This window comes from Paenibacillus hunanensis (assembly GCF_034055775.1).
Taxonomy (GTDB): Bacteria; Bacillota; Bacilli; order Paenibacillales; family Paenibacillaceae; genus Saccharibacillus; species Saccharibacillus hunanensis.
Genome location: NZ_CP139194.1, coordinates 2,358,438 through 2,382,323, shown reverse-complemented (window position 1 = coordinate 2,382,323; position 23,886 = coordinate 2,358,438). Strand labels below are relative to the sequence as shown.

Sequence of the window (23,886 nt, the reverse complement as noted above, 5' to 3'; positions counted from 1 at the left end):
TTAATTGTTATACATCATATTGATTACGATATTTCATTTATGGTGATAATAAGTATACACAAGAATACTTTGGGGCATTAGCTCAGCTGGTAGAGCATCCGACTCTTAATCGGCAGGTCGTAGGTTCGACCCCTACATGCCCCATCATAAAGAAAAGCCAACCAGGCGTGATCTGGTTGGCTTTTTTTATTTACTTAGCTTCAGCATAGGGCTGAATGTCTTCCGTTACAAAATAGATTTGAACGCCCTGCGTTCTAGCTTTCGGTTGCTTGCCCTTTGCCTTGGAGACGACACGTTCAAACGTATAGTACTCGGCTGGTGACAGGTGACCTTCCTTTAGGAAAGTCTCCAGCTTGAATATCGCGTATTCGATAGCATCTGGCGATAGGCTCAGGATCAGCTCGTTCTTTTTCATCTTGATTCGATCTTCATCCTCACTAGCTGGCTTGAGTACGATCGGGATCATATCGATAGAGGTATCGTTGACACGGATCGTTTTCAGCTTTTTCGGCTTATCGGATTGCTGAAGCTTGTGTAGCTTTTTGATCCAGATCGGGGCGCTTGTCTTGTCCATCGTAATGTAAAGCTCATTTTTGCCTGCAAACCAGTGGCGGCTTTTGCCTGAATGATCTGGAGTGGAGGATGCGTTCCCCTCTTGCTTGCGGATCAGGCTTACCAGCTGCTCGTACAGATGCTCCGGTGTATCGCCAACGATGGTTTTTTTGCCGACCTTCACAAAGGGCTGGCGACGACAGGTTTTACATTCGCTCAGGCAACCCTTACGCTGCTGCTGGATAGCAGGGAAGTTTTTTTCAATATCCTGATATACATCTTTGGTGCCTAGCTTGTCATTTTTACTGCAATATTTAATCGTCTTCATGACTGTAATTCCTCCATGCTGCGATAGTATCCATCGGCTGAAATGTAACTTTATAGTAGGGAGTGCTCTGTAGATTGTCAATAGTATGTAATGGGAAGTAGAGCTATTACTACCTCTACCTCTATATTATGTTTCCACTTCTATTTTGCATCCAGGCTTATTATTGCTATGTAGGCCTTTTTATTAAAAAGAGAAAGCCTCTTCTCAGCAGACCCGACTAGCGGAGTCATCTGCGAAAAGAGGCTTTCCTCTCTGTGTTCCTATGAAGCGATATGATTATCCTTACATTATATTGAAACGTTAGCTCGTGACGACCTCATTCAAGGTTGTCATGTCCGAACCTGTATACTTATTTGCCGATAAACTCCTGCACCCACACACCGTTTGTGTAGCCTACGCCAATGTGCGTATAATTTTTGCTGAGTATATTGGCTTTGTGTCCTGCGCTGTTCATCCATGAATTCATAACCTGTGCAGGTGATGTTTGACCTTTGGCAATATTCTCACCTGCGGCACGGAAGCTAATTTTATACGTCTTCATCATATCAAAAGGCGAACCATACGTAGGTGAGGTGTGGCTGAAATAATTATTGGTATACATGTCGGTTGCTTTATCGCCTGCCATTGTCTGTAGAGCGGTATCTACCGTTAGTGCCTGTAAGCCAGCTTTGCTACGCTCCTGATTGACCAGCTCAACGACCTGAGTAACAAATGCGCTTGTATCTGCTGTAGCTGCTACCGTGCTTTGTGCGGTCATCGTAGAATCCGAAGACAATTGGCTATAAGTCTGGTGCATGGAGTGAGAACTGTTGGATGCTGCCTGTGCACTTGCTGGTACGATCAGGCTAGCTGCGATCAGTCCAGCAGCTGTAGTCGATGCGGCAATACGTTTCCATTGTGTCAGGTTCATAATAAGTAAAATCCTCCTGTTAACATGAATAGTTTCAAATCCGCCTAAAATTTTACCATTTATTTCTATATATCGGCAACCTTGCACGAAATATGTGCAGTTTGATATAGAAAATCATTCTACGTCAAAAAAGACATCGGTATCGTGCCGATGTCTGGTTACTTCATTCTTCATTTTTTGATAATTGTAACCTGGCTCTCTTCCAAAATAGAAATCGCAGTTTGAATTACTTTCAGCATTGTGTAGCCATTCTCATTTTTTCTCTGTAGCAGCTCATTGTTCTCCATGTAGTGATAATGCGACCAGACCACCGTAAATGGCGGAATCGGCCCAAAATCCCCACATAAGCAGTCACTCAGTGCATCCAGACTACTGCCATAATAGCCTGCGGGGCCATTTAACTGTTCACCCAGCATGAAGAAAAAAGCATATTCATCTGTAATGAGGCGCCCGTCCAGATGAATGGTTATGCCTGTCTGTCCCTGATTTCTCCACTTGTTGGTCTGAAGCGCATACGTTCGAGCAACGGTTTGCCAGATTTTGCGTTCTTCAAGGGTAAAATCGACCCATAGACCACACTGCAATTGAGCGGGATCACGAAGCAAATCCCACATCTCAAACATACGCCGGGTTCGCGATACCTGTTCATACGTATGAACAAGTAGTTCCCAATCTCTATCGTGTGAGAAAGGAATCGATTCCGCGGGTTGTAGCACTCTTTTTAATGGGAAATCATACTGACCAATCATTGCTCCACCAGTATCCAGAATACCAACGTAAATACGATCCAGCGATTGGTCTGGAATATAATCTGGATGTTTACGGAATCGATAGATCGTTAAATGCTGTCGGTAGCTCTCATCATTTTCCAGCCGCAGCTCTTGAAAATAACCTATAGGTTGTTCATCCCAGTCATAAAGCATATATTTATCGCTCATCTTCTATTCCTCTGCTCTCTTTTATGTAATCTTACTTATATAATATTACGAAGGTTATTTCATACTTAAAGCTATCTCATGTGTATCCATCGAAGCAAGCAGATCGATGTAAAAAAGGCAGCAAGCTAAGCCTGATGCCTTTTTACGATCATTTTTATGCTACTGCTGGATAGAGCATAATAGAGCATAGTGATAAAAACTATTTGTTTATTTACGAATAAATTCCTGCACCCATACGCCATTTTTAAACCCGACACCGATATGCGTATATTGCTTTTTCAAAATATTCGCTTTATGTCCCGGGCTATTCATCCAATCCTTCATTACCTGTGCCGCAGAAGACTGGCCTTTAGCGATATTTTCACCAGCATACGTATAGGTAATGCCGAACGTGTCCATCATTTTGAATGGTGTACCATACGTAGGCGAAGTGTGGCTAAAATAACCCTTGCTTGCCATATCGTTTGCCTTGGTCTGTGCCATCTTTTGTAGCTTCGTGTCTACGGTGAGAGGCTTCAAGCCTGCTTTGGCACGTTGCTCATTGACCAGCTTGGCAACCTTCGCTGCGGCTGCCGCGCTTGTCGCAGCTGATGTTCCGAGACGGGTTGTTGTATACGTATTGCTACTTGAATGACTGGAAGTAGCCATTGTCTTGGTCGTTGATGCTGCATTAGCTACTTGAGCCAGTGGTCTCCACGTGAATGTACCAGCTACCAGCGCAGCGGCTGTTGTCGCGATCGCTATGCGTTTTATCGTTGTTTTCCATATCATATCGATTACACTCCCCTGTTGTTCAATCTGAATGCATAACTGTGTCATCTACGCCCTCTATTTTACCATTCGTTTACAAGCAGCATCAACCCGACACGCTATAAAGCCTGCTCATTCAATCATTCTAACAACGAGTACACGACATTTATCTCTTTCATCAACTATGTTAAACCAAACAAAAACGGCTGCCCGTCTGAGACGGACAACCGCTTGAGTAAGTATGCGTTCATACACACTGAGGATGGTACTTGTCTTACATTTGCTTAATAAAATTACAGCCGATCTTCTCATAGCCCATATGCTGGTAGAACGAGCATGAAGACAGACGCTCGTCCCGATTCATGCCAGTTACGAATACAGAGCGGTCGCCCGCAGCACGCGCCTGCTCTTCAGCTGCATGGATCAGCTCACGACCAATGCCTTTACCGCGAAAAGCTTCTGCGATTACCAGACCGGTAATCTGGGACGTTTGCTGACCTGTGTCATACGAGGTTTTGCGATATAGAGCAATCATGCCTACAACCTGATCGTCACGCTCTGCAACCAGCGTCAAAAATTGAGATTTGCCTTCCAACGCTTCCATCCGGTCACGCAGTACACTTTCTGTCATCGGGTAACGAAGCTCGCGCATCAACGAAGTGAGTGCTCTAACATCCTTACTTTCAAACTTACGGACACTTGCAACTGGCAATAAAACATTAGTCGACATGTACATACTCCTCTTTTAGCAGAGCGGCCGCCTGCACGGCTCGCTTCCGCGCGATTTCCACACTTTCATCAGCACTGAGCGCTACCGCCATACGACGTCCCGGCTTCGTTTCCGGTTTGCCGAACACACGAACCTGTGTACGCGGCAGCTTCAATGCTTCATCCAGTCCGCCTACAACAAAATCGGTTGAAGCCTGTGCTGCTTTGAGTGTTGCTGATGCGCCCGGTGTGAGCAGATGAACGCCCGGGATCTCGAACCCGAGAATTGCACGCACATGCAGCGCAAACTCGGATAGATCCTGCGTAATCATCGTTACCATGCCAGTGTCGTGCGGTCTTGGTGAAACTTCACTAAATACGACGCCGTCTGCCGTTAAAAACAGCTCAACACCGAACAAGCCATATCCGCCCAGATGCTCGGTAATCGTACCGGCAATCTGCTGTGCCTGTTCCAGCTGCTCCGCAGTCATGTGATGCGGCTGCCAGGACTCCACGTAATCCCCATCACGCTGGATATGTCCGATTGGCGGGCAGAACAACGTACCGGATGCCGAACGCACCGTGAGCAGTGTAATTTCACTTTCAAAATGGACAAATGCTTCGACGATCACCCGAACCGACTTGCCTCGGGATCCCTCTAAGGCTGCATTCCAGCACGCATCCGCATCTTCCGGTGTGCGGCATACGCTCTGGCCTTTACCTGAGGAACTCATCAGCGGCTTAACGACGCAGGGTGTGCCAAGTTCAGCTACTGCTGCTTTGAGCTGCTCCAGATCGTCTGCGAATCGATACGCTGCCGTAGGCAAGCCCAGTGTCTCGGCTGCAAGGCGGCGAATGCCTTCACGATCCATCGTCAAACGTGCTGCTGTTGCAGTAGGCACCACATGGTAGCCCTCCTGCTCCAGACGAACAAGCTCATCTGTAGCAATCGCTTCAATTTCGGGTACGATCAAATCCGGCTGCTCGCTCTCAATCACACGGCGCAGCTGCGCTCCATCCAACATATCGATCACATGTGAACGATGTGCAACCTGCATGGCTGGCGCATCCGGATAGCGGTCAACGGCGATACATTCCACGCCGAGACGCTGAGCTTCGATAACGACTTCCTTGCCAAGTTCTCCGCTCCCAAGCATCATCATTTTCTTTGCCTGGCGAGAATTTGGGGCCCCCCACATGATAAACAGCACTCCCTTATCCACTTTTTTTACACTGCATGATTCTTTGCAGATGGCAGATGGTGTCTCTCTTTGTTGTTCATCCAGAACCATTGTCATAAACACATTGTAAAATTTCCGACGATATTGCTTATAAACTTTACAATATGATGACACTCTTATTTTCTTACCTTCCAAGTCAGATTGCAACCCAAATCGCTTAAATTTTTTGACAAAAATCGTATATCTTTATCTGTAAGCGTTAACATTGACGAAAATTGTCGTTTTCACATTTTATCTTTCTGATTTCTGCCTTATTTGGGTAAATAAAATCGCCACCTTCCTGCTCCATTCGACGAATACTGTCGATTGTAGGTAGCAAGAAAATGGCGATTTTATGAATAAATGGGTAGTGCTTCACGTTCCGTTTACAAAAATCTAAATTGTGCCTCAATCAGTCCATTGTACACGCCACCATGCTGAATCAGCTCGTCATGGCTACCTTCCTCACGAATCTCCCCGTGATCCAGCACTACAATATGGTCAGCATGACGAATCGTCGACAGTCGGTGTGCCACGATGAAGGAGGTACGTCCTTGCAGTAGTACCTTGAGTGCTTCTTGAATACGTAGCTCCGTCTCGGTATCAATACTAGCGGTTGCTTCATCCAGAATAAGAATACGCGGATCAGCCAGCAGTGCACGAGCGAAGGATAGCAATTGCCGCTGTCCCATCGACAGCACACTACCACGCTCCTCTACCTCGGTATCGTAGCCCTTAGGTAGCTTCTCGATAAAGGTATGCGCATGCACTGCTCGTGCCGCCGCTTCAACCTCTTCATCCGTCGCATTCAGACGACCAAAACGAATATTATCGCGAATTGTACCAGAGAAAATGAATGTATCCTGGAGCACGATACTAATCTGACTACGTAAGCTTTCCAGTGTGACATCACGAATATCGTAGCCATCAATGGTGATACTCCCACTTTTAATATCATAGAAGCGACTGATCAGGTTAATAATCGTTGATTTACCGGAGCCTGTATGCCCAACCAGTGCAATGGACTGCCCTGCCTTCACATTCAGATTGATGCCCTTGAGTGCAGGACGACCTGCCTCGTATTCAAACACGACATGATGGAAGGCAATATCTCCGCGGATACGTGGTAGTGGCTTGGCACCCGGCTTATCAGCTACCGATGGCTGTTCATCCATAAATTCAAAAATACGCTCGGAGGACGCCATCGCGACAAGCAGCTGATTATACATATTACCAAGACGATTGATCGGGTCCCAGAAATTGCTCACGTAATTGGCAAACGCAACCAGAATCCCAATCTCAATCTCTCCACTTGCAATCAGCATCGTACCAAAGCCAAATAAAATCATCGAGCCCAGACCACCAGTAATCTCGATCAATGGCCCAAAGGTCTGGTTCAATGCCGATGCTTTGTCCCAGGACTGCTTGCTGGACAGATTCATATTGTCGAAGTATTTCATGTTTTGCTGTTCCTGCGTGTACGCCTGCGTCACGCGAATACCTTGAATCGATTCGTTCAGGTGAGAGTTAATACGTGAGTTTTTCATCCGTACTTCCTGCCAGGAGCGGCGAATGACCTTACGCAGCTTGGTGGATACGAAGAACATGATCGGTACGGTTAAAATAACCGCTAGCCCCAGCTTCCAGTTAATCAGCAGTAGAATGACGATAATACCGACTAGCTGTACACAGTCGATCATCACGTTAACAGCACCATTTGTGAACAAATCCTGAAGCGAGTTCACATCATTCGTTACACGTACCAGTACCGAGCCCGCAGGTCGTTTATCGAAAAAGGAAAACGATAGTCGCTGGATATGTGTGAACAGATCGCCACGTAGATCATAAATCACACGCTGCCCGATAATATTCGTGTACTTGATCCGGTACGCATTGGCTACCCACTGGATCAGATACAATCCAAGCGCCAGCGCGGTCAGACCGTATAGTAGCTTCAGACTGGGCTGTCCATTCGCTGGCTGAATCGCATTATCAATCGCTGCCCCTGTAATGAAGGGAACCGCGAGCTTCGTAATCGTTCCCAGCACCATCATGAGCAAAATAAACGGAAGCAGCTGCCTTGCATAGGGCTTAATATACGTGAATAGTCGGCTAAACTGCTTCCAGTTAAACGCCTTATCGATCAGCTCGTCATCCTGATAAACGAAGCGATCCTCCACCCGTACCGATGAGGTATCAGCTACCTTTTGCCGACTATCGATCGATGTGTTATTCATGGATGGATTACTCATGTGGTCTCACCTGCTCTCTACTGCCTGCTGTATCGGATGGATTGTCCCATACATCGTCCTTTTCGCCATCGTGCGAGGCTTCCATAGGCTCATCTGCTTCGTTGCTCGTCTGCGATGTCGTATCCACAGTGGATTGCCCTGCATCTGCTAAACGCTGCTGTTCTTCCACACGCTGAATATGGTCGGCGTACTGCACACGATACGTATCCTGATACGGCCCTTCGACCTTGATCAGATCCTCATGCTTACCGCGCTGAATGACTCGTCCTTCCTGCAAGACTAGAATTTCATCGGCATGACGTAGGGAAGAAATTCGGTGCGCGATGATAAAGGTCGTGCGCCCGCGCATAACTTCCTGGAATCCAGACTGAATCTCATGCTCGGTTTCCATATCGACCGCACTTGTCGCATCGTCGAGAATTAGAATTTTCGGGTCCTTGAGCAATGCGCGTGCAATGGCAAGACGCTGCTTCTGTCCACCGGATAGACCAAGACCCCGTTCACCGACGATCGTATCGTAGCCGTTCGGCATTTCCATAATAAATTCATGTGCTTTGGCAAGCTTGGCCACACGGACAATTTCCTCCATGCTCACCTCATTGATGCCGTAAGCAATATTGTTTTTGATCGTGGACGAGAACAGGAACGTCTCCTGAAATACAGACGCAATACTGGCACGCAGATCACCGATGCGAATATCACGAATATCGGTGCCATCAATGCGAATGCTGCCTTCGTTCACATTGTACGCACGCATCATCAGCTGAATAATCGTTGATTTGCCAGAGCCTGTCCCACCAAGCAAGCCGATAACGGAGCCGGGAGGTGCATCAATATTAATATCTACGACCGCTGCCATTTTATTACCATAAGCGAAGGTCACATGGTCAAACTGCACATGTCCCTTCATATCGCCTGGATGGAGCGGACGCGCATTCTCGTGATCGGTCACATCGATCGGCTGATTCAAAATCTCCAATACACGCTCGGTGGAAGCCTTGGACTGTGTATAGTTATTAATATGGAAGCCGAGTCCCCACATCGGGCCGATAATGTACCAGATCAGTGTAAAAAAGGCGACCAGCTCACCAAGTGTCATCGAGCCGCGAATAACGAGCGTTCCTCCAAAGCCCAGCAAAATCACGATACAGACTGAGGCGAGCAGCTCCATCACTGGAAAATACCGACTCCAGAGGGTGGAAGTGAAAATCTGATTCGTACGATAGCGTTCATTACGAATAGAGAACTTATCCACCTCATGGGGCTCACGCGCAAATGCCTTCACGGTGCGAACTCCAGTAATATTTTCCTGTACAGCAGTTGTGAGTGAACTTAACGCAAGGCGCATCTCCTGAAATGCCGGATGAATGCGTGATTCAAATCGTAATGCAACATACACGAGAAACGGAATGGAAATCAAAGTGACGAGGGTAAGCTGCCAGTTGAGCGAGAACATCACTGCCGCACCGAAAATGACCATCAAAAACACATTCAGAAGCTGGGCAAAGCCGAATCCGATAAAGTTACGGATCGCTTCCAGGTCACCGGTCAATCGCGACATCAGGTCTCCCGTCTTGGCGGTGTCGTAGTAACGGAAGGATAAAAACTGAAGCTTTTCATAACAGGCATTACGCAGACGGTAAGCGAGATAATTGCCCAGCCGTCCTCCAAAAAAACCGTGTAAAAACTGCATTAGCGCCTTCAGGATGGTCACGCCAAACAGGGCGACAACCAGCATTGGCACTTGATCGAATTGCCTCAGCCTGATAATATCGTCAATCAGGTATCTGAGCAGATTCGGATAGACCAGCCCGAGGGCGGTAGCGGTTGCAAGACATAGAATGGAAAGATACAGATAGCTCTTTCTGTCGCGATAAAAGTCCTGCAATTGCCTGAGAACGTCCATGGTGCTCCTCCTTCAATCTCCTGTCAGGTTAATTAGCATAATGAAGCTTACCACCGCCGCCTTAGAGCCGCAAAGAGGATAAATCCCCATATACAGCCCCTGCTCACAGCGTAGCTTCATAATCGACAAGTAATAAACAGATTATAATGAAATCATGCCAAATTCTCCCGATACCAGCCGATTATGAGTGATTCATTTATTTTGTAAACTAGCTCCTACAAACGAAGAGTAAAAGCGCTATAATTTTAAATTTTAAAAACGTTTTTGCGTTATTATAATATAACAATACGGAACGCATTAGTATATAAAAAGAAGGAAGCATCCTGTGTAGGAAGCTTCCTTCTATCATTTTATGGTTTGTATCCGTATTTCTACCAGTTGAGATGTACGGTTTAACGCTCTGCTGTTTCCAACGTGATGACAGGTTGCAGACTATACAAGCGCTCACCAAGCTGTGCCCAGCGTTCTGGGCCATCGGCCATCTGGAGCGATGCTTCAGTTCCCTGTGACCATTCATCAATCTGACGCTTCATCTCATCAGCCGTCTGCTGAAGGCGAATCTTCAGACCATCGATATAATAACTAGCCAATCCATCCCGCTGTTCATCCAGCAATTGACCGATCATACGATCCAGCTCTGCTGTCAGTTGATTGCGTAGCTTATCGCGTCCTCCCTGCTCAAAGAATTGGCGCGGATTACGGAATAACGGCCAGAAGGACTTCCAATCGAGCGGCTGTGTGGAAAATAGACCTGAAATATCTGGCGTTTTCCAATCCTCTGGCTCGAAGGTAGAGAAGCGCAGACCCGGCGCCTGCTTCTCTGCTTCACGTCCATACGTCTGCATTCGATCCGCAATCAGTCGGCGAGCCGCCTTTTCCATACGCAGTGTGGTTGCCAGCACTTCCTGCTCCAGCTCAATCCCCAGTCTTCGCTGTAGCTCACGACCACAGGCAGCAAAGTCAGCCTTGAGATCATTCGACTCCTGATTCAGCTGTGCCGGGTTGAAGATTTCTGGAATCCAGTCCAGTGTCTTGAGCCGCAGTCGCTGTCTCACATGGAATAATAGCTCTGTGCTTTCCTCCTGCACACGGCGATCCGGATCGGCTTCAGCAAGCGCATCAATCGTGCGGCTTGCTGTCTGCTTCTCCTGTTGCAGTTGAACAAGGCGCTCTGCACGATATTGCTCTCCACGCTCTGCCGCTTCCTGCCACGAATACACGATATCGCGAATACGATCCAGCTCTTCATGAGCCGCATGAATCGCCAAGCCTGCCAGCGTATCATCAGCAAAACTCATAAAGTGACGTCGGAAGTCTCCAAAGCCTTCATCCTGTCCCTGTAACGCACGACGACTGGACAGCGCATAAATGTGCGGCTCACGAATCCCTGAGCCATTCAGCTCCTGCTCGATTCGTCCAACCACCTGCTGCTTTTCCTCCTCCGAGGAGGCGAGATCAGAGGCATTGACGATAAAAAACATATTATCGAGCGCCAGACTCCCTTTTACCCGACCCAATTGCTCCAGTAGCTGACGATCTCCAGCGGTAAAGGCATGATTATAATACGTAACAAATACGAGCGCATCCGCCGTTTTCATATATTCAAAGGTTACACCTGTATGACGCGCATTGACCGAATCCGCTCCCGGTGTATCGACAAGCACCATCCCCTGCTCCGTGAGCGGGCAATCGTAATACAGATCGATGCTGCGTACAAAGCAGGACTGCTGTTCTTCGGATACATAGCCACGGAACTGCTGCATATCGACGATCAGATCCTGTCCTAGCTTATTATTTGCCGCTTCCCAGCCAGCTGCTGCCGCAATGACAAAGTTATAATGCGCCCGCGCCGAGGGATGAATACGTGCTGGTGACAGATTGCGCACCGCACGACTCCAATCCTGCTGGAGCGAACGATCTGGCAGACCGAGCAAGCGCAGCGCGCCGCTAATATCCTCTTGCAGCTCTTCCAGCGATTTCATATAAATAACCGCTGTGCCATGCGGGCGTTCAGGCTCTGATGACATAATTTGTGTGATCGCCGCTGTCATCGGGTGCGGGGATACCGGTAGCACCGATGCGCCTAGCAGCGCATTAGCAAAGGAGGATTTCCCAGCGCTAAATGCACCGAATAGAGCCAGAGTGAACTTGCCATTTTCCATAACCGAAGCGCGACGACGTAGCTCATCTCCCTGCGAAACTAAACCGGGAATCCCATCGATCCAGCCTGCTGCCTGACGTAATTGCTCAGCTGTCGCCAGCAAGCGTGAGCGGCGATCTGTCGATGGAGCGACAGCTGCTGCCACATCGCTAGAATCAGCATCTGCTGTAACGACTTCATCGCTCGTCGATTCACTGGACTGTATTGCTGTATCCGATGTTAAGCGGTCTTCGTCTGTGCGATGGGTATGTGTGACAGTATCCGCAGCATTTTGCGGTGCTCCTGTCTCCGATTGTGCAGACGAGCTAGCATCGTGTACTGTATCGTCTATATGCGTTGAATCTGTAGTAACAGTATCCGCAGCGGATAAGGCAGTAGCCGTAGGAACAGATGGGTGGGTTGTCGCCGTACCATCCTGTAATCCTGCGCTCGCCTCATGCATCGTTCCAGCTGTATCGATACCTACACGTTCAATCTTCGGCAACCATTCCGGTACGCCTGTTTCACGCGCTGGTAGTAGCTGCCGCACCGCTTGATCCTGACGGTCTTGCTGCTCCTCCTGCTCCAGCTTCTCCTTCAAGCGCTGCTGTACTCCTTCTGCATGCGCAATCTGCTTGCGCAGATGTACCTGCTGTGCTTCAACAGCTGGCTGCAATTGCTCGATGAGACGGTCTGCTGCATCCAGCGCTGCACGGCGATAGCGAGCGGCTGTCTGCTCACGTAGCGCACGCGTATAGTTGAGCACATACTCACCGGAAATCGCTACATCTGAGCCTGCACCGGCAGCAATATCCGCTTCACTAATCTGAGGCAGTGAGGCAGTCAGCTCGGCTTCCTGCTGTTCATTCCACAGCTCATGCTCCATACTCCAGCTACGCAACAAGCCCCGCACGTGCACATCCACATTGGCTGCTACCTGCTCACGAAACGCTTGAAGGAATTGTTCCTTACGACGTGTACGCTCCTGCATCGTTTTATCACGGGATGCAAATAGACCCTTTTTAAAGCCCGGACGCTCGCCTTCCAAATATTGCTGTGCCAGATCACGTAGCTCCGCAGGTGTCAGATTCGCCTGTTCTACCAGACGTCCAATCTCCCATGCCCAGTGATCCTTGAGTGCTACGAGATGCTTATCGAGCGCTTGCTGTTGCTCATACAGCTGCTCCAGCTTTTGCTGCTGTTCGGATAAAGAAAGCTCTTGCTCCTCTTCATCGTCCATATCATCGCTAGAAGCATCCTCCTGATGCTGAATGCCACCTTCTGCTTGTATCGCATCTGCTGGTTCTTCCCAAGCCTCTGCATCGATATTATCGATATCAGTCGCCTGCCCACGTAGCCATTTACGATGCTCCTCAGCCAGCTCCCACACTGCCTGTGACAGGCTATAATGAATGAGAGGCTGATGATCCTGAAGCAGCTCAGCGATCAGCTCGCGTAGCTGCTCCAGTCGTCCATAACGATGATCAGGAACCATACGCGATACATACAGCACACCCGCAGGCTCAATGCCGCGTCTGGCAAATGCCTGCTCGACTCCACGGCTATATTCTGCAAATGGCAGCTCCTCATCCTCATGCTTATCAATCTGATTCACGATCAGATAAAGCGGCTTGCCACGCTCATACAATGTGCGGGCAAAAGACAGATTCGTCTCGGACTGTACATGATTGTAATCCATCACATAAAAGACCACATCAGCGCGATGCAATGCCGAATAGGTTGCCGCTTCATGCGCTGCATCGGTAGAATCGACACCCGGTGTATCCAGGAGTACGCCATGCTCGCCGAGTAATGGAATATCGTCCCATAGCTCAACCGATTCATAATCGCCACCATTTTTACAATACTCATCCAGCTCCTGCAAGCCGATCTGTAGTGTGCCACCATCATGAGTATGCACGATGGCACGTGGCTGACCGGAGCGAATCGATGCGATATTAGCTGTCGTTGGCACCGGACTGGTCGGTAGCACCTGATGACCACAGAGCCAGTTCATCAGACTTGATTTGCCCGCAGAAAAATGACCACAAAAAGCCAGTACCAGCTCCTGCGAGCGGTACTTGTTACGAAGCTCACCTGCTTTACGAGCGGCTCCCGTATTTCCTTGCTGCTGTAGCTCCGCTTCCAGCTGCTCTAGCACACGTTCAAAAGATTGCTCATTTCCCGTTGTAATCGCTTGCATCCGTATGTCCCTCCGCACTTTCTTGATCTTCTCTATGGCAGCATCATATGCTTCTGCTACCGCTCTGTTATCGCTAGAATACGCTCCATGCTATCGGTAGCTCAATGGCTCCAGCATCTCGCTTACTCCCTATTCATTTATCCATTTATATTTCAATCTTTATCTATTGTATCACTGTATAACTTGTATCGGAAACCATTCATTTTTTCATAATCGTCGTATTTAAAAAGCACTGCCATTGATGAGCCAGTGTAGAGATAGTGAGGTATGAGCATAGATGAAGATCCGCCCCTTTCCGCTAACCTTTTCCATTCATGAAAAATGAATAGCAAGTCCATATAGACTTCATCGTATGAGTAAAATAATAATTAAATAATAAGTAAAATAATGAATACAATAAAAAAGACGGTCTGTACGCTCAGCGCGCAGACCGTCTAGCAGATAACGAGGGCTTAGATCAAGCTAACTTCAGCTTCAGCCACAGGTACAAGAATTTCGAACATTTTACCGTGTTGCAAAATCGTGATGCCTCTGCCTTTGTCCTTCATGACAACGACATCACGCTTTTGTGCCATACGCTCGATATAATGCTCCGGTACATCACCGGAATAGTTTACCGCAATGCCTTCAACTACTTTTTCTTCGTTTTCAGCGAGTTCCTCCGATACGATTTGCTCGAAAATATCCGAGAATTGTTCAAAGTTGTCTGTGTAGACGGAAATGCATTTCATAACGTTCGACCTCTTTTTATGTGTAGTATTGGTTCTCTTCCCTGGTGGGCAGTTTGCCTTATGTCAGGAGCTTTTAGGCCTGGTTGCCTTTTTGCTCTTGACGACCAGGGATGTTTTCATTCGTTTTTTGCCTTCACGGCAAAGATCGAGCAGCGGACAGACCTGGCAGGCTGGATTTTGCGCCTTACAGTGATATCTGCCGAAGAAGATAAAGCGATGATGCGACAGCGTCCATTCGTCACGCGGCACGCGCTTCATCAGCTTGCGCTCGACTTCCATTACATTGTCTTTCCAATTTGCGAGACCCAGTCGTTTGGATACCCGTTCTACATGGGTATCGACTGCAAATGCAGGCACGCCAAAAGCGTTGGACACCACGACATTCGCCGTTTTGCGTCCCACTCCGGGTAGCTGAACGAGCAGATCGTGCTCACTAGGCACATCTCCACCGTATTTCTCAATTAAAATATGGCACAGGTTTTGAATATGCTTCGCTTTGCTTCGAAATAAGCCGATCCGCCGTATATCCTGTTCCAGCTCCTCCAGCGGTACGCTCACGTAATCTTGTGGCGTCCGGTACTTCTGAAACAAATCAACTGTCACCTTATTGACGGTTGCATCGGTACACTGGGCGGACAGCAGCACCGCAATCGTCAATTCAAAGGCATTACTATGATTAAGTTCGCAGTGCGCATCAGGAAACATGCCGGCGAGCGTATCCAGAATATGTCTTACTGTAGCGGCATTCATTTTCATTCCTCCTGCAAAAAACCGCCTGTACACGATGGAAATCGTGCTTCAGACGGTATCGTCTCACGGGACCTGATGATGGGATTGCCCGTTATGTTTCAGACTCTGATGCTCCATCTTCAATGACAATACAATTGGTATCTTATCATGTTCCGGCTGTAATTGCACGCAAACTTTACATGAAATTTCAGTAATTTTATTGTTACTTAAAACAAACATTTATTGGATATGTCTCTGGCGCTTCAGCGCGTGTAGGTGAGGTGTAAAGCTTTCATGGTGTTGTGAGGTTTAAATGGTTGGAAAATAGCTTAGGGCGGCTCTGGTGCTGTTTGTTTGAGCATAAAATAAATACAGCTTACCAGGTAAGTTCGACTTAAAGTTGAGTTCTTGTTTTCATATTTGAATAATGGAATTCTACCCTTTTGTGTTCTTCTTTGTGTTCTTCCTATGAAATAGGGGAAAGAAAACTATAAAATTCTGGACTTGGTACAGTACTTGGTGATTGTGCATCAAACGCTACGTGAAGGGATAAGGGAACGGACTCAAGTGGAGCCACGGGAATCTTTTGGATTAGGAGTACATGAAGATTCCCGCCCCTCCAAAGAGGTAAGATATTTTGCTTCGCAAAAATCACTTTTCATTGAACCTCGTGTTAGAAAACCACTAACACTGTAAGTCGTCCTTTTCCCTTATTCCCTTCCCTCCGCTGTGTGGTGCTTGCATCATATCTTATAAACAAAACAAAAATTAAAATAATAATATACTTCATTTAGAATTACGTATGATGTAGTACCACAAGCTTCACAATACAATGCGAATGTAGGAGCACTAAAATTTCAATTCAAATTAACATCGAAATAGAACCTTAAATAATTGCGCGATCTGCCATATTTTTATATATGCATTACTCTAGTGAACATCATATTCCTAATCAGCAAGTTATCTTCCGAGGCCCTTTAATGTAGATGTATCTATTAGTTATTTCTACGTTTAACGCCAAACTACATTTGATGCATCTAACTATTTATTACTTCAAATTACAGGCTAATAGATGCTATCCATCCTCATACCAGTTCGCATAAGCAAATTCGATTATTTTTTGATTGAATAAATGTAATTCAGGACTTATAAGTTTACTGTAGTAATGCAAGAAATTAATACCATGTGGACTGCTATGTCTCATCGTTACTATGAAGATGTAAGAGTATAATTTGCGATTTGATTTGCAGAGTTATGGATTGATCTGATTGCTTCCAAATACAGTTAATTCCATCTAAAATAATGATCCCGCCTGCGATGGCTTCTCGATATAAATGCATGTGTGACCTTAATATGAATCATTTATGTATGAAATCCAAGCAGTGTACTTAAAGCAGTGTATTCAAAACTCAGAATATGAATGTGTAATGCAAATAGTAAAGTCATAAAGGTACTGATAATTGGATTGGAGGGAAGTGATATGAAGCTAGCAGCACGCAGCGGAGAAAAAGGAATAAGGGAAAAGAACGATTTTGGAGGTGCGAGAATCTACATTCACTCCTAATCCGTAGATTCTCGCATCTCCACTGAGTTCGTTCCCTTATCCTTTTTCGGAGCGCTTGATGCACAACGCTCAACCTAATTCCCTTAATCTCTACTTCAATCAACATACCCCAGCTCAAAACAAAACAGCGCCTGCCTCATACGTTATACACGTAGAAAGCAGACGCTATAGAGTTAATTAAGATGCACCTAGATATTCTTTGATGCCTTTTACGATCGAAGCGGCGATTTCATCCTGCTTGGCGGAATCCATCATTTTGGATTCTTCGGTGCGGTTGCTGATGAAGCCAACTTCTAGCAGTACGGCTGGCATGGTCGTTTCGCGGATAACATGGAAGTTACCGTATTGAACGCCACGATCCTTGAAGCCTGTTGCTGCTACAAAATACTTGTGAATCGTTTGAGCAAGCTTTTTGCTGCTAGCGCGTTGGTAGTACGTTTCGGTACCCGACGCTGCAGATGAGCCGCTGCTGTTAGCATGGATCGAAACGAACACATCGGCGCCAAGTTTTTCAGCAATTTTAACACGTTCTTTGAGCTGCAAGAATGTATCATCCGAGCGTGTTAGTACGACATCGATATTCGGATCATTTTTCAGCAGTGCTTCCACTTTGAGGGCGAGTCCAAGATTCAGCTTTTTCTCGCTCGTCTGGGAACCGATCGCACCTGGATCTTGATCGCCATGACCGGCATCGATCACAACTACCTTTTTACCCGAGTCGCCTACACCTGTTCCTGGCTGTGTAGGGCCTGTTGTAGAGTCAGGCTCAGTCGATGTGCCGTTGTCGGCAACCAGATCGACGATCAGCAGACTGCCTTCTGTGAACACTTCATAATCCTGTTTGTTTTTCAGATCGATGACGATACGAATCGATGATGGGTCTGTGCTGAATTGAGAGTATCTAACTTGAGATACATTATTATTGTTCGGCACATCCAGTGATGCAATTTGACCTACACTTGCATCTGGCCCCTGCGCAGCAAATGCTGGGCTAAAGTCCGTTTTAGGCAGATCAACCACGATACGATCCGGTGAATCCATTTTGGACACTTTCGGCGTTACGCCCTTATCAAGCGTGACCAGCAAGCGGCTTTCGCTAAAGCTGATACCATTCACCAGTGCAAGACCATTTTCGGCAGTTCCATTTCCAGAACCCGAATTCGTTCCTCCGCCGGTGCTCGCGTCCGGAGTCGTTAGCGTGACGATTTTGTCGCTATTATTCCAATGCACATCGATACCCATCTGCTCACTCACAAGACGGATTGGGACAAGCGTCGTGCCGTTTTGAACGACCGGTGCGGTGTTCAAATCATACGTTTTGTTGCCGACCGAAGCAGCTTTTTTGCCGATAAACAGTTGAATCGATTTGCCTTCACCGTCAATCATGACACGTCCATCAGCCTGATTCCACTGTACCTTGTATCCCAGATTTTCAGAGATTACGCGGATCGGCACCATGACCGAGCCCTGCATATTCTGCACGTCCTCTGGAATGCTCAGCTCCTGGCCGTTCAGTACAACTTTTGTGCTAGTGGCAGCCTCACCGAGATGGGGAAAGGACCACAAAAACACAAACAAAAACACGAGAAAACCAAATTTCTTCATTCTTCACCCCTACCATTCCCATTTTGATTACCGAACTACCCAGCACGGCTGTACCGCCCAAACATTACCAGACCACTATACTGTAGAAGCCAGCATCTTCACTTATTCGAGATGAATCAAGCCCCCGCTCGTCTCTGGATGGTTCCAAAGAAAGGTGAATCGCTACTCTACGCCGCGTCTGATTCGCAATTTGCGCATACATCGTAATTAGACGCTTATGCCTATTAAAAGTTGCGAACGAATTTGCAATTCGATATCTTTTTGCTTAGCTTATCATGCAACCAATGTCATAGGCTGTATAATCAGGCTTGCATATATACGCAAATGCAAGGTCATACTCATCTGTATGTTTATATCGACCATTACCGGATGAATTGTTATTGCTATTTTATTTTTTCACATATGAATTTTGATCGGATTGACATTTCGGTGACATGAGCAGTCCTTTATTGGTAGATGACTGCATAGATAAGCGATACAGGTACCAAAATAAAAAGCATTTGCTAAAGCCTGCTGGCTCATGCCATACTCCAGGCTTTGCAAATGCTCCATATATACGGTAGTTACGAAGCTTAGACTGATTTCCATATTATTGTAGACTCTTATATTAAAAATCAATCTACTGCTTCGTTGTCCTACATGTTAATTAAGCAAACAGATGAGCACCACGCGTGCGCTCGTACTCACTAATATCAGCTTCATGTTGCAGCGTCAGACCGATATCGTCTAGACCTTGCAGCAGGAACTGACGACGGTGCTCATCGAGGTCAAAATGAATTTCCAGACCTTGATCGTCCGTAACCGTTTTGTTCTCCAGATCAACATTCAGGCGGTAGCCTTCGTTCGCATACGTACGCTCGAACAGATCCTGTACTTGCTCTTCAGACAGCTTGATCGGCAGAATGCCGTTTTTGAAGCAGTTATTATAGAAGATATCCGCAAACGAAGGTGCGATGACGCAGCGGAAGCCATAGTCCATAATCGCCCACGGTGCGTGCTCACGGGAAGATCCACAGCCAAAGTTCGCACGGGATACGAGTACCGATGCACCCTCATAGCGCGGCTTGTTCATATCAAAATTCTCGTTTACATTACCTTCTTCATCCCAGCGCCATTCGTAAAACAGGAACTGACCAAAGCCAGTACGCTCAATGCGCTTCAAAAATTGCTTAGGGATGATTGCGTCTGTATCTACATTCACCCGATCTACCGGGGCTACAATGCCGTTCAACGTTTTAAATGCTTCCATAGTTAAAAACTCCTCTCGATTCGGTTAGCTCAGTACAGGCTCGGATTTGAATTCCCAATCACGCACATCGGTAAAATGTCCTTTGATCGCAGCAGCTGCTGCCATTGCTGGAGATACGAGATGCGTACGTCCGCCACGTCCCTGGCGACCTTCAAAGTTACGGTTAGAGGTAGAAGCACAGCGTTGTCCTGGTTTCAATACGTCCGGGTTCATAGCCAGACACATACTGCAACCTGCTTCACGCCATTCAAAACCGGCTTCTTTGAAAATAACGTCCAATCCTTCTTTTTCTGCTTGAATCTTCACGCGACCAGAACCTGGTACGACGATAGCAGTCAGGCGATCGGATACTTTGTAGCCTTTCGCTACATTTGCCGCAGCGCGCAAATCCTCGATGCGACCGTTTGTGCAGGAACCGATAAACACATAATCTACCGGAATTTCAGACATTGGAGTGCCTGGTGCCAGATCCATATATTCAAGCGCCTTTTCAGCCGCTTTACGCTCATTCTCTGTTGTGAAGTCTGCTGGGTTTGGTACAGCGGAAGTGATGTCTGTACCCATACCCGGGCTAGTTCCCCAGGTTACCTGTGGAATCAGTGCTTCTACGTCGAATTCGATCACATGATCATAATAAGCGCCTTCGTCAGTAGTCAGCTCTTTCCAACGAGCAACTGCCTCGTCAAATGCTGCACCCTGCGGTACATATTCGCGTCCACGCAGGTAAGAGAAGGTTGTCTCATCCGGTGCGATCAGACCAGCACGTGCGCCGCCCTCGATCGACATGTTGCAGACCGTCATACGCTCTTCCATCGACAGATCACGGATTGCTTCACCTGTGTACTCGATAACATAGCCTGTAGCGAAGTCCGTGCCGTATTTAGCGATAACACCCAGAATCATATCTTTCGCCGTTACGCCAGCTTTGCGTTTACCGTTAAAACGAATTTCCATCGTTTTGGATTTGGATTGCTGCAAGCATTGAGTAGCCAGTACGTGCTCAACCTCACTTGTACCGATACCGAATGCGAGTGCGCCAAATGCACCGTGTGTCGATGTATGGCTATCTCCACAAACGATCGTTTTACCTGGATGAGTCAAACCAAGCTCTGGCCCCATAACGTGTACAACACCTTGATCGATCGTGTTCAGATCAAACAGCTTCACGCCAAAATCCTTACAGTTCTGTGTCAGCGTATCAATCTGCTGCTTGGAGATTGGATCTGTAATATTAAAACGGTCAAATGTAGGTACGTTGTGATCCATCGTTGCAAAAGTTAGTTCCGGACGACGAACCTGACGATTGCTCAGACGCAAGCCCTCAAATGCCTGTGGAGATGTAACTTCGTGAACGAGGTGCAGGTCAATGTACAATACGCTTGGCTTGCCTTCTTCGCTATAGATTTCGTGATTGTCCCAGATCTTTTCATACAATGTTTTTTTACTCATCATATTCACCCCATCTTAAATTGAGATCAGACACGATCATTGTTTCCGCCAGAGGAAAATCGTCCTCTGTCTTACCTTTGGACCCGGAAACAAAGCGGCCTCATCTTGCCTTGCTGAACGATTCCTCGCCGCCGATTCATCCTGTGAATCACTGCTAACCTTTATATTACATACAATATATCATTGTGTGTCCGATAGGTCTAAGATATTATAACTATAGATGCTATAGGTTTAACTTATAAGCTGAATGGTAATTTTTAATCTACAAAAGGAACTGCCTTACCATTCAGCCAGCCCCACAGCATAAGCTTTTTGACTACCCTATCATAAAGGAGCCTTATTCATATGGAACTTCGACAATTACAATATGCATTACAGATTGCTGCCGAGCGTAACTTCTCCCGTGCTGCCGAAAAGCTACATATTGCACAGCCCTCCCTTAGCCAGCAGCTTTCCAAGCTTGAGAAAGAACTGGGCGTGTTGCTCTTTCAGCGTAATACGAGCACGGTCGAGCTGACACAGGCAGGTGCAAGCTTTGTCGAGCACGCACAAAAGATTATCGACTCTGTCGAGCAGCTTCGCCGCGAAATGGCAGACATTTCTCAGCTACAAAGTGGACGCGTCATTATTGGAAGCATGCAAATTACCGGCTCCCACCTGCTCCCACATGTACTGCCGGACTTCCGCACCCAGTATCCCCAGATTGAAGTTGTTCTACTGGAAGATACGTCCGTCAATCTGGAAAAATTAACGGCCAGCGGTCAAACCGATCTGAGCCTGCTCGCGCTTCCACTCACCGAGCCTTCACTCACATACGAGCCGGTTGCCGAGGAATTAATCGATCTGGCTGTTCCACCAAACCACCCACTCGCGCAGCGCTTCATGTCGGGCGATCACCGACCTGTCACGATAGCCGAGCTACGAGACGAATCATTTATCGTGCTCAAGAAAGGGCAGGGCTTCCGTAAAATCGTATTTGACGTATGCAAGGAAGCCGGGTTCGAGCCTAAGGTCGTGTTCGAAAGCAACAACATCGAAACGATCCAATCGCTCGTTGCCACCGGCATGGGCGTTACGTTTGTGCCACACTATATCGCTAGAGCACGCCGCGGCGAATTTCTTCCCGTTTACCTGCCGCTGGCTGAACCGATCCCAAGCCGCACCCTCGTCCTCGCTCGCCGCAAAGGACGCTACCTCTCCAAAGCCGCCGAAGCATTCATCGAATCGTTTAAGGATACAATGGAGCATGTGGTGTCGAAGGAGCAGTTGTAGGTTGTAATTGTAATTATAATAAGATTGCTAAAATAGGATTGCTAATGTCATCCTTTGAAGAACTGAAGTTCTGCATTCACTTTTGTATGAATTTGTATTTTGCTATGTAGCGATCAACTCAGAACGAACGGAAGAAAATAAGGGACAAGGACGATTTACCATTTCGGTGCTTTCCTAAATATAGGGTTCAATGAAGGAGTTTAATGAAAGGATTCAATGAAAAGTGTTTTTGGCGAAGCACAATATCGTGCCTTGTCCGAGTGGCGAGAGTCTTCATTCTTTCCAAATCTAAAAAATCCCCGCGACTTCAACTGAGTCCGTCCCTTATTCCTTTCCAGAGTGGTATCTATCTCAACACAATCGCCTTTCAAGTCCCATATTCAAAATTTATTTTATTCAGTTGATTATTAAAAGTAATAATAGTACGATATAATCATCTATTTGTACTGTCACACATGCACACCCGATGCTAGTTCCCCAGCAACACATAACAACCAAATTAAGATCATTTCCTCGGAGGTAGCGATTATGAAAATTGATATCTGGTCTGATTACCAGTGTCCATTCTGCTATATTGGCAAAGCTAGACTGCAAAAAGCACTGGAGCAATTCCCGCATGGCGAGCAAGTCGAGATCAACTATAAAAGCTTTGAGCTTGATCCATCCGCTGAGCGCGATGTACCTATGACCAACAATGAAATGCTTGCTAGCAAATACAACACCACGATCGAGCAGGTTCGTCAAATGAATAACAATATCGGTGCACAAGCGGCACAGGAAGGTCTTCATTTTGAATTTGATTCGATGATTCTGACGAACAGCTTCGATGCACACCGTCTAATGCAATTTGCCGTTGCCAAAGGGAAAGGTGCGGCAATGGATGAAGCCCTGTTCCGTGCATTTTTCACTGATTCGCGTCATATCGGTGATCATGAGACGCTTGCCGATATCGCTAGCGAGGTTGGCTTAGATCGTGCCGAAGCACTGAGCGTGCTGCAAAGTGATCGTTATGGTGAAGATGTGCGCCGTCATGAAAAGCTGGGTAGCCAGCTCGGGGTTACAGGTGTACCCTTCTTTGTTATTAATGATAAATACGCAGTATCCGGTGCGCAGCCAACCGAAATGTTCGCCAGTGCATTAAAGGATATCTGGGCAGAAGAGCAACCTTTGCAGATGATCGGCGATCCTTCGCAAGGTGAGCAATGTGCAGACGGCTCCTGTGCTGTACCAGCTGTGGAGAACGATACTGATAAAAAATAATTCGAGTACGCGAGTATGATGTACGCTCTCTTTGTGCATTCGCTAGTTCATCTGTTGAAATGGATACGACGATAAAGCCAGACTTCATATCACCATCCACTCGGCATGATGCATCACAAT

The 23,886-nt window shown here is 47.0% G+C and carries 15 protein-coding genes, 1 tRNA gene and 1 pseudogene; 3 read left to right on the top strand and 14 right to left on the bottom strand.

Annotated elements, in window-relative coordinates; translation table 11 throughout:
* The first annotated feature begins 71 nt into the window (after positions 1-71).
* Positions 72-144 (top strand) — tRNA-Lys (locus SK066_RS09740).
* Between the two features lie 46 nt (positions 145-190).
* Here the strand turns inward: SK066_RS09740 and SK066_RS09735 are convergent.
* The 14 genes and pseudogenes from SK066_RS09735 to leuC all read right to left on the bottom strand — a co-directional run bounded on the left by SK066_RS09735 (position 191) and on the right by leuC (position 21,234).
* Positions 191-880 carry a DUF1450 domain-containing protein gene (locus SK066_RS09735; RefSeq protein ID WP_320544498.1) on the bottom strand — a complete coding sequence of 230 codons (690 nt, stop codon included), beginning with the start codon at positions 878-880 and terminating at the stop codon, positions 191-193.
* Positions 881-1,229: 349 nt separating this feature from the next.
* Positions 1,230-1,790: a CAP domain-containing protein gene (locus SK066_RS09730; protein ID WP_407673773.1), complete on the bottom strand. Its 561-nt coding sequence runs from the start codon at positions 1,788-1,790 to the stop codon at positions 1,230-1,232.
* Between the two features lie 170 nt (positions 1,791-1,960).
* The gene (locus tag SK066_RS09725; RefSeq protein WP_320544497.1) at positions 1,961-2,728 is read right to left on the bottom strand and encodes a barstar family protein; all 768 of its coding nucleotides are present in this window, start codon (positions 2,726-2,728) and stop codon (positions 1,961-1,963) included.
* A gap of 207 nt (positions 2,729-2,935) precedes the next feature.
* A complete protein-coding gene (locus SK066_RS09720) occupies positions 2,936-3,547 on the bottom strand; it encodes a CAP domain-containing protein (RefSeq protein ID WP_320544496.1) in 612 nt (203 codons plus the stop codon).
* 205 nt (positions 3,548-3,752) lie between these two features.
* Positions 3,753-4,208, bottom strand: a complete 456-nt coding sequence (locus SK066_RS09715) for a GNAT family N-acetyltransferase (protein WP_188775486.1) — start codon at positions 4,206-4,208, stop codon at positions 3,753-3,755.
* The gene (gene purT / locus SK066_RS09710; protein ID WP_320544495.1) at positions 4,198-5,385 is read right to left on the bottom strand and encodes a formate-dependent phosphoribosylglycinamide formyltransferase; all 1,188 of its coding nucleotides are present in this window, start codon (positions 5,383-5,385) and stop codon (positions 4,198-4,200) included. Before purT ends, SK066_RS09715 begins: the two co-directional genes overlap by 11 nt.
* Positions 5,386-5,792: 407 nt before the next feature.
* Positions 5,793-7,643 (bottom strand): ABC transporter ATP-binding protein, encoded by a 1,851-nt coding sequence (locus tag SK066_RS09705; protein WP_250345384.1) that lies wholly within the window; start codon positions 7,641-7,643, stop codon positions 5,793-5,795.
* Positions 7,644-7,833: 190 nt separating this feature from the next.
* Positions 7,834-9,564 (bottom strand): annotated as a pseudogene (locus SK066_RS09700) (ABC transporter ATP-binding protein); the annotation flags it as partial.
* Positions 9,565-9,956: 392 nt separating this feature from the next.
* The gene (locus SK066_RS09695; protein ID WP_320544494.1) at positions 9,957-13,907 is read right to left on the bottom strand and encodes a dynamin family protein; all 3,951 of its coding nucleotides are present in this window, start codon (positions 13,905-13,907) and stop codon (positions 9,957-9,959) included.
* Positions 13,908-14,359: 452 nt separating this feature from the next.
* On the bottom strand, positions 14,360-14,638 hold the full coding sequence (locus SK066_RS09690) for an NAD/NADP transhydrogenase alpha subunit (RefSeq protein ID WP_188775482.1): 279 nt from the start codon (positions 14,636-14,638) through the stop codon (positions 14,360-14,362).
* 63 nt (positions 14,639-14,701) lie between these two features.
* A complete protein-coding gene (gene nth / locus SK066_RS09685; RefSeq protein ID WP_188775481.1) occupies positions 14,702-15,388 on the bottom strand; it encodes an endonuclease III in 687 nt (228 codons plus the stop codon).
* A gap of 1,720 nt (positions 15,389-17,108) precedes the next feature.
* Positions 17,109-18,536, bottom strand: coding sequence for an N-acetylmuramoyl-L-alanine amidase family protein (locus tag SK066_RS09680; protein WP_320544493.1), 1,428 nt, complete (start codon positions 18,534-18,536; stop codon positions 17,109-17,111).
* 646 nt (positions 18,537-19,182) lie between these two features.
* Positions 19,183-19,785 (bottom strand): 3-isopropylmalate dehydratase small subunit, encoded by a 603-nt coding sequence (gene leuD / locus SK066_RS09675; protein WP_320544492.1) that lies wholly within the window; start codon positions 19,783-19,785, stop codon positions 19,183-19,185.
* Positions 19,786-19,809: 24 nt separating this feature from the next.
* The gene (leuC, locus tag SK066_RS09670) at positions 19,810-21,234 is read right to left on the bottom strand and encodes a 3-isopropylmalate dehydratase large subunit (RefSeq protein ID WP_188775622.1); all 1,425 of its coding nucleotides are present in this window, start codon (positions 21,232-21,234) and stop codon (positions 19,810-19,812) included.
* Positions 21,235-21,579: 345 nt separating this feature from the next.
* Between leuC and SK066_RS09665 the strand changes: the two genes are divergently transcribed.
* Together SK066_RS09665 and SK066_RS09660 are read left to right on the top strand one after the other, a co-directional pair.
* Positions 21,580-22,506, top strand: coding sequence for a LysR family transcriptional regulator (locus tag SK066_RS09665; protein ID WP_188775478.1), 927 nt, complete (start codon positions 21,580-21,582; stop codon positions 22,504-22,506).
* A gap of 528 nt (positions 22,507-23,034) precedes the next feature.
* A complete protein-coding gene (locus SK066_RS09660) occupies positions 23,035-23,766 on the top strand; it encodes a DsbA family oxidoreductase (protein WP_320544491.1) in 732 nt (243 codons plus the stop codon).
* The last annotated feature ends 120 nt before the right edge of the window (positions 23,767-23,886 follow it).

Bases quoted from the DNA above. Each gene is read 5' to 3' on its own strand.
- SK066_RS09735 (WP_320544498.1), bottom strand. From the start codon at position 880: ATGAAGACGATTAAATATTGCAGTAAAAATGACAAGCTAGGCACCAAA.
- SK066_RS09730 (WP_407673773.1), bottom strand. From the start codon at position 1,790: ATGAACCTGACACAATGGAAACGTATTGCCGCATCGACTACAGCTGCT.
- SK066_RS09725 (WP_320544497.1), bottom strand. From the start codon at position 2,728: ATGAGCGATAAATATATGCTTTATGACTGGGATGAACAACCTATAGGT.
- SK066_RS09720 (WP_320544496.1), bottom strand. From the start codon at position 3,547: ATGACACAGTTATGCATTCAGATTGAACAACAGGGGAGTGTAATCGAT.
- SK066_RS09715 (WP_188775486.1), bottom strand. From the start codon at position 4,208: ATGTCGACTAATGTTTTATTGCCAGTTGCAAGTGTCCGTAAGTTTGAA.
- purT (WP_320544495.1), bottom strand. From the start codon at position 5,385: ATGTGGGGGGCCCCAAATTCTCGCCAGGCAAAGAAAATGATGATGCTT.
- SK066_RS09705 (WP_250345384.1), bottom strand. From the start codon at position 7,643: ATGAATAACACATCGATCGATAGTCGGCAAAAGGTAGCTGATACCTCA.
- SK066_RS09695 (WP_320544494.1), bottom strand. From the start codon at position 13,907: ATGCAAGCGATTACAACGGGAAATGAGCAATCTTTTGAACGTGTGCTA.
- SK066_RS09690 (WP_188775482.1), bottom strand. From the start codon at position 14,638: ATGAAATGCATTTCCGTCTACACAGACAACTTTGAACAATTCTCGGAT.
- nth (WP_188775481.1), bottom strand. From the start codon at position 15,388: ATGAATGCCGCTACAGTAAGACATATTCTGGATACGCTCGCCGGCATG.
- SK066_RS09680 (WP_320544493.1), bottom strand. From the start codon at position 18,536: ATGAAGAAATTTGGTTTTCTCGTGTTTTTGTTTGTGTTTTTGTGGTCC.
- leuD (WP_320544492.1), bottom strand. From the start codon at position 19,785: ATGGAAGCATTTAAAACGTTGAACGGCATTGTAGCCCCGGTAGATCGG.
- leuC (WP_188775622.1), bottom strand. From the start codon at position 21,234: ATGAGTAAAAAAACATTGTATGAAAAGATCTGGGACAATCACGAAATC.
- SK066_RS09665 (WP_188775478.1), top strand. From the start codon at position 21,580: ATGGAACTTCGACAATTACAATATGCATTACAGATTGCTGCCGAGCGT.
- SK066_RS09660 (WP_320544491.1), top strand. From the start codon at position 23,035: ATGAAAATTGATATCTGGTCTGATTACCAGTGTCCATTCTGCTATATT.